Source organism: Pseudomonas sp. NPDC098740, assembly GCF_044760065.1.
In the GTDB taxonomy this organism is placed as follows: domain Bacteria; phylum Pseudomonadota; class Gammaproteobacteria; order Pseudomonadales; family Pseudomonadaceae; genus Aquipseudomonas; species Aquipseudomonas rossensis.
Genome location: NZ_JBIWAM010000002.1, coordinates 50,701 through 67,525, shown reverse-complemented (window position 1 = coordinate 67,525; position 16,825 = coordinate 50,701). Strand labels below are relative to the sequence as shown.

The window sequence follows — 16,825 nt, the reverse complement described above, 5'->3', positions numbered from 1 at the left end:
CATGAAAACAATAGAAATATCTATCAACGCCCACGGAGTTACTCAGAAGGCCGCTATCGAATGCGATCGACAAAAACGGACCTTAACTTACATATTGGAAAACGGCTTAAGAAAAACATATACAGCCCATGATCTTTACGTATGCCTTGGACTGTTACGAGCCGACTTTCCAGAAACAAAATTTTTATGCAAAGGGGCCAAACTCAACGTTTACCCCTCGCGTATGTCATCGCAAATGTCTGCTGGGGTAGTGGCATATGAACTACACATGGGCAAACCCGCCGAATTGGAAGATATCGTAAATATTTTCGACTATGAAGAAAACGACATAACACAGGATATTCAACAACAAAGGGATTACTACAAGCGATGGATTGAGTCACTTACAGAATAAATCCAACTTATATCTGCCTAAAATCACCCAACACAAAAAGGTCATTGATGGCGTTGAATGGCAAGTGATCAAAGAAACGATCAGATCACCTCATCCTATCCAATGGGAGGTAAACCGTGAGGAAAGAAGATAAGAATGGCATTTTTCAGAAGCTTGAGGCCTGGACTGGTGATTCAGAAAACTCCAACTGAACTGCGTATTCCAACGAGCTTGTGGCCAGCGTGGTGCTGTGTGATTTTTACAGCCGAGGATTGGATTAAGCTTGCAGCAACAGTGTTGAACTACTCCACGCCAAACCCAAGCAGGAGATAAAATGGAAACCACCAAAATAAACATAGTCGTTGACGGCCATAAGGAGCAGGCACAACTGCAATATGATGCTGCCAAAATATTTATAATCTTCACAATGAAAAATGGTCTCCGTAAAAAATATGAAAGCGAAGATCTCTATTTATGCCTGGCAAAAATCAGACATGATTTTCCACATATAAAATTCCTATGCAAAGGATCCAAACTTAATGTAACCCCATCCAGAATGTGTTCTCAAATGAGTGGTGGATTCGTCGCATACGAACTAACTATGGGAAAATCCGCAACATTCAACGACATAGTTCACATATTCAATTACGAGGAAATGATATTGCACACACATTGGAAGAGCAGAAAGAGTTTTATAAGATTTGGCTACAATCGCTAAAGGCGGAATAATAAAAAAATGGACAGAACTATTTATTATGTGCATCGAGCCAAGCGCCCTGATCGCCGTTCAAAACATAATCAACAAGGATTATTCTCTGCGGTCAAAATCCATCTTGGCGCCACGAAAGCCCAGCAATTTGCTGGGCTTCAAATTGAGATGCCTAACAACTTAACCACCCGAACTACCGGATCCTCCAGACCCACTCCCAGAACCGCTCCCACTCGAACCTCCACCACTCATCGCCCCGCTTCCCGCCTCCGGGGCGGTGCTACTTCCGTTTGCATCATTACCATTCCCACCACCAATGGTGCCAGGCGGCAACGCATTCCCGTCAGCGGAACCCGCATTCATTTCTGAGTAAGGCGGCATCCCGCCCTTATCCACAGGTGCATCTTTGCCGGAGGACTGAGCAAACGCCGACATTGAGCCGGCCACCATCACGCCGATAACCGTCAGGGTCGTCAATTTTGACCTGATCATGGTGTATCTCCTTTAATAAGGTGCGTACCTGAATTCTGGCAGCCATCGCTTTTTAAAGGTGCCGCACAATCGACGAGCGGCGCTGCGCCACAGCGTATCGTCAGCTCGGTTCGTTTGAGCCGTCGTCACCGGCGATGTCCGGGTCGTCAGGGTGAGCTTCAACATCCCCGCGTTTCACTTCATCAGACGGCAACTGCTCTACAGCGGTGTCGTCATCAGGCGGACGTTGATCGCGACTCAGGGAATCGGTCGGTGAAGGCAACGGATATTCGGGGGTTTCGTCGATGTCGGAGTCTTTCGGATCCGCGTTCATAAAGCACCTCTCGTGGGGCCTGAAAAGCAGGCCCTGAAGTTTCGAGGATTGCGCCTGCATTGCGTTCGATCAGAGAGACGATCGGTCGAGTCCGTCGCACAGCAGGGTCAATCTTCATCCTCTTCCTCCTCGTCTTCGAACTCGATATTTCCAACGTCGCCCGCATCATCGGAATCATTGAGCGGCACTGTTGCGTCATCCATCAGTGAGCCTGGGTCTTCGTTTCCTGGATCGTTAATGAACGGAAGCCCGCTCGGGCCTTTTTCTTCCTTGCCTTCGGTTTCAGGAGTCATGGCATGCCTCACAACATTCTGGGGTGTATGAAGTTCGAGGCGGCCCAGGACCAAACGTTCCAGAGTCCTACTACCAGGAACGAAAAACCCGGCGCTGGGCCGGGTTTCTGGTGGGGTTCGATGTCGAATCAGTGATGTTTGTTCTTGTGCTTGTTTTTATGCTTATTCTTGTGGCCGCTACCGGAATGCGAACTGCCGCTATCGCTACCCAAGTTGTTGCCTACCGCCCCACCCGCCGCGCCGCCCAGGCCTGCGCCAATGGTCGAACCGGTAGAACCACCGAGGCTATTGCCGATCACCGAGCCACCGGCCGACCCCAAACCACCACCAATAGCCGCTTCTGTGCGACTGCCTTTGTTCGCGCCGACCGCGCTACCTGCCGCGCCGCCTACACCGGCGCCAATTGCGGCACCCGTGCTGCCGCCCATTTGCCGGCCGACCACGTCACCTAGCGCACCGCCAATACCACCGCCAACTGCAGCGGTGCCGTCACCGGCTGCCATTGCACCTTGAGCGACCAAAAGTCCCAGAACCAACGTGGACAATGTCAAACGCATGATATGAACCTCTAAATTCCGTATCGGGGGTAAGAGAACGCGTTACGGATGGCGTGAGTCTAGCTTTTTCATCACGCCAGCGCTGATCTTTGGACAGCTGTAAATTCGAAGAGCGCGAAGAAGAAATGTCCAGATACAAAAAGCCCGGCATCAAGTCGGGCTTTTTGAGCTGATCAATCAGGATCAGTGACGCTTGTGACCTTTGGCCAGATTGCTGCCCACGCCGCCGCCCAATGCGCCGCCCAAGCCTGCGCCGATGGTGGAACCGGTCTTGCCGCCCAGGCTATTGCCAATGACCGAACCGCCGGCCGCGCCGACACCACCACCAATGGCTGCTTTAGTGCGGCTGCCTTTGCGTGCGGCAACAGCACTGCCGGCCGCGCCCGCTACACCAGCACCAATCGCTGCACCGGTGCTGCCGCCCATGCTCTGGCCGACCACATTACCCAGCGCGCCACCCAAACCACCACCGATGGCGGCAGTGCCATCACCCGCAGCCATCGCACCTTGAGCAACCAAAAGCCCCAGAACCAAAGCAGGCAGTGTTAAACGCATGACAAGAACCTCAAAAAAAGGGGTAACCGAAAGGGGCGAGATTGAATGCTTTAGAGGAGACAAAGTCCAGACACGCACGAGTACAACCTCGCAATAGGCGACGGTTGGACAGCGTTTTTAGAAAAGGTTTTATGACAGGCAAAAAAAAGCCCGCTGGGGAACGGGCCAGGTACTGCTTTCTAACGGATGAGTTGAGCCTACGTAGGTAGGTGTGAAAAGTTTGTGAAAAAAAAACACCTACAGCGGGTTGTGTATCTGTAGTCCAAATCTCAACAGCCGACCTTGTGAAAATGAAAACCCCGCTCAATGGCGGGGGCTGTCCGGTTGACGGTTACTTCCTGGAATGCCTCGCCACCTTGGGCAAGAAATTCGCCTTGTCGGTTCGGGGCTTCTTGGATTTCACTTTGGCGACCTGGACCGGGTCTTCACCAAAGCCCGCCACATACTCCGCTTGACCACACTGCACGCAATTGTTGATCGGAAACTCAGTCCCGTCGTCTTCGATATACGAATCAGCCATACCTTTCCCCTCTCAAAAAAGGGTCGACACCGGCAAGCCCTATTTGCCTGAAAAATATCGACCTTCAACGCTTTTGAGACTAGCCAGTCATTACTGGACTTGTAGTTCAGATTATTGCATCCCCGACGAACGGCTTCGTGACCCACTCACCTCAACTTGACCGCCGTTCCGGTCACGAACACCACCACCATCCCGCCCTTCCCGGCCGGCATGCTGATCTCATAATCAAGCCCCACCACCGCATCAGCTTGAAGTGCCCGCGCCCGTTCCTTCAACTCGTCGGTTGCCTGAATCCGTGCTTCCTTCAACGCCCGCTCCAATGTCTGAGAGCGCCCACCGAAAAAATCCCGCATCCCGGCGAACATATCTCGGATAACGTTGACACCCTGCACCGACTCGGCACTGACGATGTCCAGATAGGCGGTGATTTGTCGGCCTTCGATGGTGTGGGTTGTGGTGGTGATCATTAAATTTCCTTCTTCATGGCCCCGGGATAATTACTCAAGGCAACCTGGACAGATGTTGAGCCAACGCATCAAACGCCGGCAAGGTGACCGGATCGTTAGCCGAGTTACTGGCGACCGGATGGGAGGCGTAGCGAACAATCAACATCTCGGCTTTCGGGTCGACATAGATGCGTTGCCCATGGACCCCGCGCGCCATGAAAGCTCCGCCCTCTTTGTTGGTCACCCACCACATTGAACGGTAGCTCCAACCCTTCAACAAATCGTAACCCGCATGGGCGAATACCTGCTTGTAATCCACCGTGAAATAGACGTCCTGCTCAGCACCCAAACGGCTCCAGATCCGCTCCGACAACAACTGTGCGACGTTGCGACCGGTCGCTCGAGCGATGATCCAGCCCAGCACATCGGTATTGACGGTCTTGTAGCCGAACGCGCTGCCGTGTTCGCCTTGCGGTTGAACCGTCTACAAAAACTCGTAGTAACTTCGCGGACCGCTGTAGTCCTTTGGCTTGGGCAGAGGGCTGCCAGCTTTTGCATGGGCCCAGACCTCGGCGTTCGGGTCGGCGTAGTCCTCGCTGTACTTGAGGCCGGTCGTCATATCGAGGACCTGGCGCACCGTGGCGCTGCCAAACCCGGAAGCCGCCAGTTCGGGGACGTATTCGGCCACGTGCTTGTTCGCATCGATTCGCCCTTCCGCCACCAACATCGCCCCCAACGTGCCGATCACGGACTTGGTCACCGACATTGCCGCGTGCTGGCCGTCAGGCTTCAGCACGCCAAAGTAACGCTCGTAGACAACTTTCCCGCGATGCATCACCACAATCCCGTCGGTGTAGGTGGCCGCGAGGGATTGATCCCAAGTCATCGGAGCCTTCGCGTCAAGCGGGACGAAGCTGATCGCATCGATGTCTTTGTGCAGCGCAGATATCAACGGAACCGGTGCGCCGAGCCCCCGTGAAACGTTGATCGTAGGCATCAGTTGACGGAAGTTCGAGACACTCCAGCGCATCGCCGGGAACTGGAAATAGCTGCCATCTTCGAAACGCACGGTGCGATTTGCAGGTGGTGGCGAGCCGACCATCCAGCCTAGTTTTGCGGGGTCGCTGGCTATGGCATCGGGGAAAGTCTTAGTCGTAGATGCGGTAGCGAATAAAGAGACGGTACTCATCAACACGGCGGTGAGGGAAATAGCTATGCGGTGGGAAGCGGCGCGAGGGTGAGACATTGTGTCGATTCCATTCGAGAGGGCTTGGACAGTCCAACAGGTTAGAGCAGCTTGACCAACACAGTTGTGACAGTGGCCACCGTGCCAATCAACCCAGTCGCTACAGCCACCGGATACCAAAAAGTTTCACGGGTCATCTTCCCGGCCTCGGCGTTCAGCTTGCGCTGCTCAGCCATCAGCTTGACGATCTCCACATGAACCTTTTCCAGTTCTGCCTGTTCCATGGTGAATTCCTGCATAACGTGCGTTCGTCCTTCCAGATAATAGGCCGCGTCATGTGCCTTGCCGTTGATTCATTTTGTACCCTAAAGGCGCAAAGCGAATACCCCTCCCGAAACGGCTAGTGTCAGGTGCTAAAACTTATGGAAGCACCCAACTACCTGGCTTTCCAGCATTACTTCCCACATGCCTATCACCCGTCCTACATGAATTTCGGAAGCGCCTTCGCCGATGGGCTTGGGTCAATAACATTGCCATCCCCAAAATCCAGACGCCAGAAACCACAAAACCCCTGACTTCTCTCGAAATCAGGGGTTTTGGTTACATCGAATTTGGCGGTGAAGGAGAGATTCGAACTCTCGATACAATTTCTTGTATACACACTTTCCAGGCGTGCTCCTTAAGCCACTCGGACACTTCACCGTATCTCGTCAAACATGTTCTGTCTGTCGAGGCGCGCTAATGTAGTCGAAAGCTTTTCCGATGGCAAACTTTTTTTGCAGAATTTTCATGCGCTTAGCGTTTTAGTCGTTCGAGCAGGTTCCAGTCCATGGCAAACCCGCCAATCTCCGGCTTCGCGCCCTCCTCTATATAGAGGGGAATGCGCGGCTGACGTGGCGGGCGACGCTTGCCGGGCGGGGAAAGGGTGACTGGGTGGTCAGTCACGGCGCTTTACCTGGCCTGCGGCGGTGGGTAACGTCTGCCCTACTTTATTGAAAGGAATAGCGTCATGAGTGAGTTGATTTCCTACCATCTCGAAGACGGTATCGCGACCCTGACCTTGAGCAATGGCAAGGTCAATGCCATCTCTCCGGACGTGATTGCTGCGTTTAACGCCGCGCTGGATCAGGCGGTGACTGATCGTGCGGTGGTGATCATTACCGGCACGCCCGGGATTCTGTCGGGCGGTTATGACTTGAAGGTGATGACCTCCGGCCCTAAAGAAGCCGTGGCGCTGGTGACTGCCGGTTCGACGCTGGCCCGTCGTCTTTTGTCGCACCCGTTCCCGGTGATCGTCGCGTGCCCTGGGCATGCGGTGGCCAAGGGCGCGTTCCTGCTGTTGTCGGTGGATTACCGCATTGGTGTCGACGGCCCGTTCAGCATTGGTCTGAACGAAGTGCAGATCGGCATGACCATGCACCACGCCGGTATCGAACTGGCCCGTGATCGTCTGCGCAAGTCGGCGTTCCACCGCTCTGTCATCAACGGTGAGATGTTTAATCCGCAAAGTGCCGTGGATGCCGGTTTCCTCGACCTGGTGGTGTCGGCCGAAGAGCTGCAAGGCGCGGCGCTGGCGGCGGCTCGTCAGTTGAAGAAGATCAACATGACCGCTCACAAGAACACCAAGCTCAAAGTGCGCAAAGCGCTGCTGGAGACGCTGGACAACGCGATCATCCAGGATCAGGAGATTTTGGTTTAAACCCAAACGTGCCACACCGAAAAGCCCGACCGTCGTGTCGGGCTTTTTCTTACGCGCGCCGTTGAAAAGCCTACAACCGCTCTAGATCGCGTCCGACCCATAAGTCGGAAACATGCGCTCAAACATCGCCTATCTCCCACCTCTATAGTGATAATTGCCGAAAACAGTGCACATCCGTACACTGCGCCACCTTTTGTCCCGGTGGGGCCTGTAAATGCTGTTTGTGTTTCGTATGTTATTGATGGGCCTGCACTTTATTCTGGCCGGTGTGCTTGGAGTGATTCTCGGCCTGTGCCGACCGTTCAATCCGGACAACAGCCGTTTGTGCGCGCGCCTTTATGCATGGCCGGCGATGTGCATTTTGCGTCTGCGGGTGAAGGCCGACGTCGGACCGCTGATGGATAAACCCGACAGCTGCGTGATCATCGCCAACCACCAGTCCAACTACGATCTGTTTGTGTTCGGCAACGTGGTTCCCCGCCGCACCGTGTGTATCGGCAAGAAGAGCCTGAAATGGGTTCCGCTGTTTGGTCAGTTGTTCTGGCTGGCGGGCAATGTGCTGATCGATCGCGGCAATGCGCAGAAAGCGCGCCAGTCGATGCTGACCACTACCCACACGTTACAGAATGAAGACACGTCGATCTGGGTCTTCCCGGAAGGCACGCGCAACCTGGGCGAAGAGTTGCTGCCGTTCAAGAAAGGCGCCTTTCAAATGGCCATTGCCGCCGGGGTGCCGATTGTTCCGGTGTGTGTCAGCAGTTACGTTAAACACATGCGATTGAACCGTTGGCGCAGTGGGAAGATTCTGATCCGCTCGTTACCGGCGATTCCTACGGCTGGATTGAGCCTGGATGACATGCCGCTGCTGATAGCCCAGTGCCGCGAGCAGATGCGCGAGTGCATCGCTTCGATGGATCGGCAACTGCAAGCCGCGTAAAAGAAACCCGCCCGGTGCGGGTTTTCTTTCGCCTGCGAGCTTTTGCCTGCGAACTCAGCAGATTTCATTGACTCTCAAGCAGCAGACAAGGCTAAGCTGGACACTGCCTGCCACTGCCATCTTTGCTTATAGAAAGCTGCCAATAAGAAGTGAATCACTATCATGGGTAGAGTTGTTGCTGCTGCGGTTTACAGCGCCGGTAAGAAAGTCACCAATATCACCCTCGACGAAGGCGCTGCCTGGGCTGCAAAACCTGGCCACTTTGTCTGGATCGGCCTCGAAGAGCCGAACGCTCAGGAGCTGTTCAATCTGCAACGCCAGTTCAACCTGCACGAACTGGCCATCGAAGACGCCCTGGAAAAACACAGTCGACCGAAACTGGAAACCTTCGGCGACGCACTGTTCATCGTCACGTATTCGCCGATCCGGAATGAAGGCAAACTGGAGTTCATCGAGACTCACATCTTTGCCGGCAACGGCTACATCATTACCGCACGCAATGGTCATTCAGCGTCCTACGCCTATGTCCGCCAGCGTTGTGAGGCGCGTCCGCTGTTGCTGGAGCACGGGGAAGATTTCGTACTCTATGCCATCCTCGACTTCGTGATAGAAAACTACCAGCCAATGGGCGAAGCGATCCATGCCGAGATCGATGAGCTCGAGAGCAACGTCATATGTGGCTCCCTGAACGAGCGCGACATTCAAAAACTCCATAGCTTACGCCGCGATGTATTGCGCTTGCGTCGGTATGCGGCGCCGATGGTTGAGATCGGTGAGGAATTGCAGAAGCTGAGCTTCCCGTTCATCGACAAGAACATGCGCCCGTACTTTCGCGATGTGCAGATCCACGTGACGCGGCAGATGGAAGACCTGACGACCCTGGCAGACATTGCCAGTCAGACCATCCAGGTCGGGGTGTTGCTGGAGGCGTCACGCCAAAGCGTGGTGCAGCGTAAATTCGCGGCGTGGGCGGCGATTCTGGCGTTCCCGACGGCGGTGGCCGGGATCTACGGGATGAACTTCGAGAACATGCCGGAGTTGACGTGGCAATACGGGTATTTCGGGGTGGTGGGATTTATTACGGTGGGTTGTGTGGGTTTGTGGGCGAGCTTCAGGAAGTCGGGGTGGCTGTAGCCAAAACCGCGTTGCCTGCGAAAATCGCGAGCAGGCTCGCTCCCACACTGGATCGTTGGTGTTGCGCAGATCATTGTGGGAGCGAGCCTGCTCGCGATGCTTTTAGCTTCAAACAGCTTCTGGCTTGTGCGCCACAAACCGCATCATCCACTCCGCAACGGTAGTGCCGTGATGGTCGTGCTCAAGGCTCGCCATACCTTTCGAATAAATCTGCTCGCCCAGCGCTTCCTGACGAATATCCAACAATGCGCGCGAGTAATCGTGAATGAACTCCGGATGTCCCTGGAAGCACAACACTTGATCGTTGATGTGGTACGCGGCAAACGGGCAGAAATCGCTGGAAGCAATGACCGTGGCGTTTTCCGGGAGCGCGGTGACCTGGTCCTGATGGCTGATCAACAAGGTCAGTTCTTCCCTCACCGGGCTCATCCACGGCGCCTTGGCGGCGAGTTTGTACTTGTGGGTGCCGACGCCCCAGCCTTGGGTCGCACGTTCGCTCTTCCCGCCCAGCAGCAGCGCTAACAGTTGGTGACCGAAGCACACGCCCAGCAGTTTGTCGCCACGCTCGTAGCGGGTCAGCAGGTAAGCCCTGAGGGTTTCAATCCACGGGTCGGTGCCGAAGGAATCGGCCTTGCTGCCAGTGACCAGATAGGCGTCGAAGGTCAGCTCATCGCCGGGATATTCGCCCTGCATCACGTTGTACACGGTGAACTCGGCAGCGATGGGTTGCTGCGAAAACAGATGCTGGAACATCTGCCCGTAACCCTGATATTGATCGACCAGTTCCGGACGCAGGATGTCGGTTTCCAGAATGCAGATGCGTAACGACATAAAAAATACCTGACACTTGATGGGAATAATGCACACCCCTGAGCCTGCCTTGAAACACAGTGGCAAGGCAAGCCCCGGAATGCGTCACCCGTCCCCTAGAACGCCTCCCCTTTAGCCGCTTTCTCCAGCAATAGCGCAGGGGGTGCGAATCGCTCGCCGTACTGCTCCGCCAGGTACTGGGCGCGGGCGACGAAATCTTTCGCGCCGTACTGATTGATGAACTGCAGCGCGCCGCCAGTCCAGGCGGCGAAGCCAATCCCGAAGATCGAGCCGACGTTGGCGTCCGCCGTCGAGGTCAACACCCCTTCCTCCACACAGCGCACGGTTTCGATGGCTTGCACGAACAGCAGCCGATCACGCACGTCCTTCGGCGAAATCTGCCCGTCAGCCTTCTCGAAACGGCTTTTCAGCTCTGGCCACAGATGCTTCTGCCCACGGGCCGGATAATCGTAGAAACCACCACCAGCAGCCTTGCCCGGACGTTTGTATTCGTTGAGCAGCAAGTCAATCACTGCGAACGCCGGGTGCTCAATCAGCGGTTTCCCTTCTGCTTGCAGGTCTTTAGCGGTTTGCTTGCGGATATGGCTCATCAAGCTGAGGGAAACTTCGTCGGAGATCGCCAGAGGTCCGATCGGCATGCCGGCCTTGCGTGCTTCGGTCTCGATCATCGGCGCGCTCACGCCTTCGCCCAGCATGGCGATACCTTCGTTGGTGAATGTGCCGAACACCCGCGAGGTGAAGAAACCGCGACTGTCGTTGACCACAATCGGCGTTTTCTTGATTTGCAGGACGAAATCGAACCCGCGAGCCAGGGTTTCGTCGCTGGTGTGGGCGCCTTTGATGATTTCCACCAGAGGCATTTTCTCCACGGGGCTGAAGAAATGCAGGCCGATGAACTTGCTCTGATCCGGCACGGCGGTTGCGAGGCCGCTGATCGGCAAGGTCGACGTGTTGGAAGCAATCACCGCATCCGGGCCAACGACTTTTTGCGCCGCCGAAGAGACGTTGGCTTTCAAATCGCGATCTTCAAACACCGCTTCAATGATCAGATCACAACCGGCCAGATCGGCGTCGCTTTCAGTGGGGTGAATTCGCGCCAGCGTTGCATCGCGCTGATCGGCACTCAATTGGCCACGCGCAACCTTCTTGTCCAGCAGCGCCGCCGAATGAGCCTTGCCCTTCTGTGCAGCCGCAAGATTGATGTCCTTGAGCACCACGTCGATGCCGGCCGACGCGCTGACAAAGGCGATTCCGGCGCCCATCATGCCTGCGCCCAGCACGCCCACGCGACGCGTCACGTAGGGCGAAAAGCCCTGCGGCCGCGAGCTGCCGGCATTGATTTCGTTGAGCTGGAACCAGAACGTGCCGATCAGGTTTTTCGACACCTGGCCGGTGGTCAATTCGGTGAAGTAACGGGTTTCGATCAGGTGCGCGGTGTCGAAATCCACCTGAGCACCTTCCACCGCGGCGCAGAGAATTTTCTCTGGCGCGGGCAGGCAGCCCTGGGTTTTGCTGCGCAGGATCGACGGCGCGATGGCCAGCATTTGCGCGACTTTCGGGTTCGACGGCGTACCACCGGGAATCTGGTAACCCTTCACGTCCCAGCGCTGCACAACCGAAGGGTTGCCGATAATCCAGGCGCGAGCCTTGGCCAGCAGTTCGTCACGATCCGCCGCCAACTCATCAATCAAACCTGCCCGCAACGCCTGCTGCGGCCGGACTTTCTTGCCCTCGAGCAGATAGGGCAAGGCTTTTTCAATACCGAGCATCCGCACCATGCGCACCACTCCGCCGCCGCCCGGCAACAGGCCGAGGGTCACTTCCGGCAGGCCGAGTTGCACCGAAGAATCGTCCAGCGCCACCCGGTGATGGCACGCCAGGCAGATTTCCCAACCGCCGCCCAACGCGGCGCCGTTGATCGCGGCGACCACCGGTTTGCCGAGGGTTTCCAGGGTGCGCAGCTGCCCTTTGAGTGTCAGCACCATGTCGTAAAAGGCTTTGGCTTCAGGCTTGCCGACCTTGATCAGTTCATTGAGGTCGCCGCCGGCGAAAAAGGTTTTCTTGGCCGAGGTGATGATCACGCCGGCGATGGTGTGTTTGTCGGCAACGAGTCTGGCAACACACGCGGCCATGGCTTCGCGGTAAACCGCGTTCATGGTGTTGGCGCTCTGGCCCGGCATGTCGATGGTCAGGACGACGATCTGGTCCTGACCTTTTTCGTAACGAATGGCTTCAGTCATGATGAAAGTGCTTCCCTTGAAGTCGGTCGGGGCTCAGAGGCGTTCGATGATGGTGGCAATGCCCATGCCGCCGCCGACACACAGCGTCGCGAGGCCATAGCGCAGGCGTCGGGTTTCCAGTTCATCGAGCAACGTGCCGAGGATCGCGCAGCCAGTGGCACCCAGCGGGTGGCCCATAGCGATGGAGCCGCCGTTGACGTTGACCTTGTCCGGGTCGATCGCCATGTCCTTGATGAATTTCAGCACCACCGAGGCGAAAGCTTCGTTGACCTCGAACAAGTCGATGTCTTCGACCCGCAGTCCGGCTTTGGCCAGTGCCTTGCGGGTGGCCGGCGCGGGGCCGGTGAGCATGATGGTCGGGTCGGTGCTGGTGATGGCGGTGGCGACGATTCGCGCCCGCGGTTGCAAACCCAGCGCCCGGCCCTTGGCCTCTGAACCGATCAGCATCAGCGCCGCGCCATCGACGATCCCGGAGCTGTTACCCGCCGTGTGCACGTGGTTGATCCGCTCAACATGGCTGAAGACCCGAAGCGCGGTGGCATCGAAGCCCATTTGCCCGATCATCTCGAAGCTGGGCTTGAGCTGGCCCAAGGCTTCCATGGTCGATTCGGCGCGGATGAATTCATCGTGATCGAGCAGGATGATGCCGTTCTGGTCCTGCACCGGCACCAGCGATTTGTTGAACGAACCGTCGGACCTTGCCCGCGCAGCCTTTTGCTGGGAGTGCAGCGCATAGGCATCGACGTCCTGACGGCTAAAGCCTTCGATCGTGGCGATCAGGTCAGCGCCCACGCCTTGAGGGGCGAAATGGCTGTGAAAACTGGTCTCCGGGTCCAGCGCCCAGGAGCCGCCATCGCTGCCCATGGGCACACGGGACATGGACTCGACGCCGCCGACCACCACCAGGTCTTCGAAGCCGGAACGCACCTTCATCGCGCCGAGGTTCACCGCCTCCAACCCCGAGGCGCAGAAGCGGTTGATCTGCAAACCCGCCACGCTGACGTCCCAATCCGCCACCTGGGTCGCGGTTTTGGCGATGTCGGAACCCTGGTCGCCGATGGGCGTCACGCAGCCAAGTACCACATCGTCGACCTGACTGGTATCGAGAGACGTGCGCTGTTGCAGCGCTTTGAGCAGCCCGGCTACCAGGCTCACCGGTTTGACGCTGTGCAAGGCGCCATTGGCCTTGCCTTTGCCGCGGGGCGTGCGTAACGCGTCGAAAATCAAAGCTTGGGTCATGACGTCCTCGAACCTGAGCGGGGAGTAAATGCAGAGCCTCCACCTTAGGCCGAGCGGCCCTGGATTCAATGACCGCAGCGCTCACGGACGTTGACGGTCACGCTCAGACGGACGGTAGGCAACCACCGGATTAACCGATTCAGGACACCAAGCTGTCTAGCAAACGGGCGCCCAAGAAGCTGGCAATAGGCCTCATGCCTTTTTAAAAGCAATTTATGTGAAGTCCATACGAAATGGATCTAAACCAAGCGTGACGCGGGCTCTAAGGTGAACTTGTACGAAGTTGTCGTCGGGTTTTGCCGAGGCGCTCGTCAAACAGGAAGTGCAACGCTCTGCCGTCATGGAGAAATGCAGGCAGGCATCAGGAAATAACAATAAAGGCGGTCAAGCCATGTTCAAACAATCGAAAGTACGTCAAGCCGGGCTCATTCTTTTCGCCACTACGCTGTTGTTGATTTTGCCGAACCTGACCAAGGTGATCGGCTAGTCGGTCAATAAAAATACGGCGCCAGGTTTTATATCGCCCTCTAAAAATGTGACAGGCTCGCTACCCGGGCCAGCGTGGGTGTGCCAACCTTTGCGGCACTTCCACGACATGGACGGCGATCACTTGAAAACGCTCATTCTGTTCGGGGCCTTGCTGCTCAGCACGCCTCTGTCTGCCACACAGCTGAACCTTGAGCTGGGCGCGAGCAGTCGCACCTGGCAAACCGAGGAATTGCTCAAGCATCCTCAGGTTCAGACCATCACCATCAGCAACGACGTTTCCTACAAACGGGACATGAGCTATCGCGCTGTTCCGGTGGCTGCGTTGTTGACGGGCATCAAGCCTGAAGACCACTTACAGGCTGTAGCCCTGGATGGTTTTGCCGCAGAACTGTCGGCTGCACCGTTGCTCAATACCCAAGGTGCGCGCGCATGGTTGGCGATTGAAGAACCCGCCAAGCCGTGGCCACCGCTGTCGGAAGGCAAACCCGGCGCCGGGCCGTTCTATCTGGTCTGGACCGATCCGCAGGCGGGCGAAATCAGCCCCGAGCAATGGCCATTTCAAGTGGCGAGCATCAAGCGCATGGCGCCGGTGGCCGAGCGCTTCCCTGCCCTGTTGCCAGATCCGGCGTTGAAGGCTGACGATCCGGTGAATAAAGGCTTTGCGCTGTTTCAGAAGAATTGCCTGGCGTGTCATCGATTGAACGGCGCCGGGGATGCGCAGTTCGGGCCTGATCTGAATATTCCGTTTAACCCGACCGAGTACTTCGGCGCGGATTTCCTTAAGCGCTACATTCGTGATCCGCAGAGCTTGCGCCAGTGGCCACAGGCGAAGATGCCCGGGTTCTCGGCGACGGTGTTGCCGGACGGGGATCTGGAGAGGTTGGTGGGGTATTTGAAGCATATGACTGGGCGAAAAGTTAAACCCTGACACCATTCCCCTGTGGGAGCGAGCTTGCTCGCGATGGCGCCTGTTCAGTCAGAACTGCTGCGACTGACACACCGCCATCGCGAGCAAGCTCGCTCCCACAGGGGTTCTTCGGCATCCCTGATTACTGCTGTTGCACTGAGATCACTGGGGTCGGTGTCGGTGAAACAAACACTTTCGCATGCATCTGCTCGCAACCACCGCCACGCCGCATGCCACGCACCGGGCAGGCATCCAGGTAATCCAGGCCGACCGCCAGTTTGAGATGACGCTCAGGCCGCGCCAATTCATTGGTCACGTCAAAGCTGTACCAGGCGTCATCGAGCCAGGCTTCCGCCCAGGCATGACTGGCCAGGTGTTCGCTGTTCTCGCTGTACAAATAGCCCGACACATAACGCGAAGGGATGCCCAGGCTGCGAGCGCAGGCGAGAAAGGCGTGGGTATGATCCTGACAGACGCCCGAACGCCCGGCGAAGGCCTGGGCGGCGCTGGTGTCCACTTCGGTGGAGCCCGGCGTGTAGGTCATGTGCTGGTTCAGTCCATGCATCAAGTCGATCAGCGCCGTGCGATCCCGGCGCTGCTTGCATTCTTTCTCGGCGAACGCACGCAGGGCTTCGTCGGCTTCGGTCAGGCGCGTGAAGCGCAGGAACGGCAGCGCCGACTGGCTTTCATGCTCCGCCTCACGCAATTCGTCGATGTCCACCTGGCCCCGGGCGCCGATGATGATCGCCTCGTGAGGCTCGTCCAGGGTCAGCACGTGCAGGATGTTGCCGAACGGATCGAGTTGCGCGCGCACCGGGCGCGGCAAGTCGAGCTGCCAGCTGAGCACGTGCTGACGCTCGCTGTCGTGGGGTGTCAGTCGCAGGTACTGGATGCTCGCCCGCACCTGATCTTCGTAGTGATAGGTGGTCTCGTGGCTAATGGAAAGTCTCATGCAGCCTCCAGGTAGGAACTGTGTATGGCGTTACCCAACTGGCGCACCAGCGGGATGAACTCGGTCAGCCAGGCATGAAGGCCTTCGTCGAGAATTTCGGTGATGCCGGTGTAGCGCAAGCGTGCGTCGATTTCCGCGGCCAGGCGTTGCGCGGGACGACCGTTGGCCCCTGGCAGTTGCGCGAGGATCTGGTCAATTTCTTCGGTGCAGGCGCGCAGGGAACGCGGGACGTCGGCCCGCAACAGCAGCAGTTCTGCCACATGCCGGGCGCCGGGGGCGTCGCGATAGATTTCGGTGTAGGCCTCGAAAGAGGACAACGCCCTTAGCAAAGCACTCCACTGGTAGTAAGCGTGCGCCGTGCCATCGCTGACCGCCTCTGCCTGATCGCCAGCCATTTCGTAGCGGGCGTCGAGCAGGCGCAACGTGTTGTCAGCCCTTTCGATAAACGTCCCCAGACGAATAAAGCGGAACGCATCGTTACGCATGATCGTGCCGTAGGATGCGCCGCGGAACAGGTGGGAACGCTCCTTGATCCACTCGCAGAATCGACTCATGCCGTAGCGACTCAAGCCTTGATCAGCTATCCCGCGAATTTCCAGCCAGGTGGCGTTGATGTTTTCCCACATGTCGGCGGTGATTCGCCCACGCACCGCATGGGCACTGGCCCGCGCGGCGCCGAGGCAGCTGTAGATGCTCGCCGGGTTGGCCGCGTCCAGGGCGAAGAAATGCAGCAGCCGTTCAGCGTGCAATTCGCCGTGGCGTTCCAGGTAATCGTCCAGGGTGCCGGTGATCAGCAACGGCATGGCGAGTTCATGCAGGCCATCACCTCGGCCATCCTGCGGCATCAGCGACAGCGAATAACTGATGTCGAGCATCCGTGCGAGGTTTTCCGCCCGCTCCAGGTAACGCGACATCCAATACAAATCCGAGGCAGTTCTACTTAACATGGCAGG

The 16,825-nt window shown here is 57.0% G+C and carries 19 protein-coding genes, 1 tRNA gene and 1 pseudogene; 6 read left to right on the top strand and 15 right to left on the bottom strand.

Features of this window, described 5'->3' with window-relative positions; translation table 11 throughout:
• The first annotated feature begins 1 nt into the window (after position 1).
• Together ACIQU2_RS02905 and ACIQU2_RS02900 are read left to right on the top strand one after the other, a co-directional pair.
• On the top strand, positions 2-394 hold the full coding sequence (locus tag ACIQU2_RS02905; protein ID WP_403138442.1) for a hypothetical protein: 393 nt from the start codon (positions 2-4) through the stop codon (positions 392-394).
• A 313-nt stretch (positions 395-707) separates the two neighbouring features.
• Positions 708-1,091: a hypothetical protein gene (locus ACIQU2_RS02900; protein WP_403138439.1), complete on the top strand. Its 384-nt coding sequence runs from the start codon at positions 708-710 to the stop codon at positions 1,089-1,091.
• Between the two features lie 583 nt (positions 1,092-1,674).
• On the opposite strand, the gene ACIQU2_RS02895 is transcribed toward ACIQU2_RS02900, so the two are convergent.
• The 10 genes and pseudogenes from ACIQU2_RS02895 to ACIQU2_RS02850 all read right to left on the bottom strand — a co-directional run bounded on the left by ACIQU2_RS02895 (position 1,675) and on the right by ACIQU2_RS02850 (position 6,389).
• Positions 1,675-1,887: a hypothetical protein gene (locus ACIQU2_RS02895; RefSeq protein ID WP_347804203.1), complete on the bottom strand. Its 213-nt coding sequence runs from the start codon at positions 1,885-1,887 to the stop codon at positions 1,675-1,677.
• 107 nt (positions 1,888-1,994) lie between these two features.
• Positions 1,995-2,180 (bottom strand): hypothetical protein, encoded by a 186-nt coding sequence (locus ACIQU2_RS02890; RefSeq protein WP_347804204.1) that lies wholly within the window; start codon positions 2,178-2,180, stop codon positions 1,995-1,997.
• 128 nt (positions 2,181-2,308) lie between these two features.
• Complete coding sequence (locus ACIQU2_RS02885; protein ID WP_403138435.1) at positions 2,309-2,737, bottom strand: glycine zipper domain-containing protein; 429 nt, start codon at positions 2,735-2,737, stop codon at positions 2,309-2,311.
• 183 nt (positions 2,738-2,920) lie between these two features.
• Positions 2,921-3,292 (bottom strand): hypothetical protein, encoded by a 372-nt coding sequence (locus tag ACIQU2_RS02880; protein ID WP_059404653.1) that lies wholly within the window; start codon positions 3,290-3,292, stop codon positions 2,921-2,923.
• 331 nt (positions 3,293-3,623) lie between these two features.
• Entirely contained in the window at positions 3,624-3,812 is a 189-nt protein-coding gene (locus ACIQU2_RS02875; RefSeq protein ID WP_403138432.1) for a hypothetical protein, read from the bottom strand.
• 146 nt (positions 3,813-3,958) lie between these two features.
• The gene (locus tag ACIQU2_RS02870; protein WP_095130296.1) at positions 3,959-4,279 is read right to left on the bottom strand and encodes a YbjQ family protein; all 321 of its coding nucleotides are present in this window, start codon (positions 4,277-4,279) and stop codon (positions 3,959-3,961) included.
• A 34-nt stretch (positions 4,280-4,313) separates the two neighbouring features.
• A pseudogene (locus ACIQU2_RS02865) lies at positions 4,314-5,504 on the bottom strand (serine hydrolase domain-containing protein).
• A gap of 41 nt (positions 5,505-5,545) precedes the next feature.
• Positions 5,546-5,728 carry a hypothetical protein gene (locus tag ACIQU2_RS02860; protein WP_082459027.1) on the bottom strand — a complete coding sequence of 61 codons (183 nt, stop codon included), beginning with the start codon at positions 5,726-5,728 and terminating at the stop codon, positions 5,546-5,548.
• Between the two features lie 328 nt (positions 5,729-6,056).
• Positions 6,057-6,146 (bottom strand) — tRNA-Ser (locus tag ACIQU2_RS02855).
• Between the two features lie 93 nt (positions 6,147-6,239).
• Entirely contained in the window at positions 6,240-6,389 is a 150-nt protein-coding gene (locus ACIQU2_RS02850) for a hypothetical protein (protein WP_347804207.1), read from the bottom strand.
• 64 nt (positions 6,390-6,453) lie between these two features.
• Between ACIQU2_RS02850 and ACIQU2_RS02845 the strand changes: the two genes are divergently transcribed.
• From ACIQU2_RS02845 to ACIQU2_RS02835, 3 genes are all read left to right on the top strand, one after another.
• Positions 6,454-7,143, top strand: a complete 690-nt coding sequence (locus ACIQU2_RS02845) for a crotonase/enoyl-CoA hydratase family protein (RefSeq protein WP_347804208.1) — start codon at positions 6,454-6,456, stop codon at positions 7,141-7,143.
• 214 nt (positions 7,144-7,357) lie between these two features.
• On the top strand, positions 7,358-8,080 hold the full coding sequence (locus ACIQU2_RS02840; RefSeq protein ID WP_056744165.1) for a 1-acylglycerol-3-phosphate O-acyltransferase: 723 nt from the start codon (positions 7,358-7,360) through the stop codon (positions 8,078-8,080).
• Between the two features lie 162 nt (positions 8,081-8,242).
• Positions 8,243-9,214, top strand: coding sequence for a magnesium and cobalt transport protein CorA (locus ACIQU2_RS02835; protein ID WP_403138425.1), 972 nt, complete (start codon positions 8,243-8,245; stop codon positions 9,212-9,214).
• A 108-nt stretch (positions 9,215-9,322) separates the two neighbouring features.
• Here the strand turns inward: ACIQU2_RS02835 and ACIQU2_RS02830 are convergent, their stop codons facing one another.
• The 3 genes from ACIQU2_RS02830 to ACIQU2_RS02820 form a co-directional block, all read right to left on the bottom strand.
• A complete protein-coding gene (locus ACIQU2_RS02830; RefSeq protein ID WP_347804210.1) occupies positions 9,323-10,045 on the bottom strand; it encodes an amidotransferase in 723 nt (240 codons plus the stop codon).
• Between the two features lie 95 nt (positions 10,046-10,140).
• Positions 10,141-12,285, bottom strand: a complete 2,145-nt coding sequence (locus ACIQU2_RS02825) for a 3-hydroxyacyl-CoA dehydrogenase NAD-binding domain-containing protein (RefSeq protein WP_403138420.1) — start codon at positions 12,283-12,285, stop codon at positions 10,141-10,143.
• 33 nt (positions 12,286-12,318) lie between these two features.
• Positions 12,319-13,524: an acetyl-CoA C-acetyltransferase gene (locus ACIQU2_RS02820; RefSeq protein WP_403138417.1), complete on the bottom strand. Its 1,206-nt coding sequence runs from the start codon at positions 13,522-13,524 to the stop codon at positions 12,319-12,321.
• Between the two features lie 595 nt (positions 13,525-14,119).
• Here ACIQU2_RS02820 and ACIQU2_RS02815 point away from each other — a divergent pair.
• Positions 14,120-14,941, top strand: coding sequence for a c-type cytochrome (locus ACIQU2_RS02815; protein ID WP_403138883.1), 822 nt, complete (start codon positions 14,120-14,122; stop codon positions 14,939-14,941).
• Positions 14,942-15,062: 121 nt separating this feature from the next.
• On the opposite strand, the gene ACIQU2_RS02810 is transcribed toward ACIQU2_RS02815, so the two are convergent.
• Both ACIQU2_RS02810 and ACIQU2_RS02805 read right to left on the bottom strand, forming a co-directional pair.
• Positions 15,063-15,872 (bottom strand): transglutaminase family protein, encoded by an 810-nt coding sequence (locus ACIQU2_RS02810; protein ID WP_150655240.1) that lies wholly within the window; start codon positions 15,870-15,872, stop codon positions 15,063-15,065.
• On the bottom strand, positions 15,869-16,819 hold the full coding sequence (locus ACIQU2_RS02805; RefSeq protein ID WP_111450675.1) for an alpha-E domain-containing protein: 951 nt from the start codon (positions 16,817-16,819) through the stop codon (positions 15,869-15,871). Before ACIQU2_RS02805 ends, ACIQU2_RS02810 begins: the two co-directional genes overlap by 4 nt.
• Between the last annotated feature and the right edge of the window lie 6 nt (positions 16,820-16,825).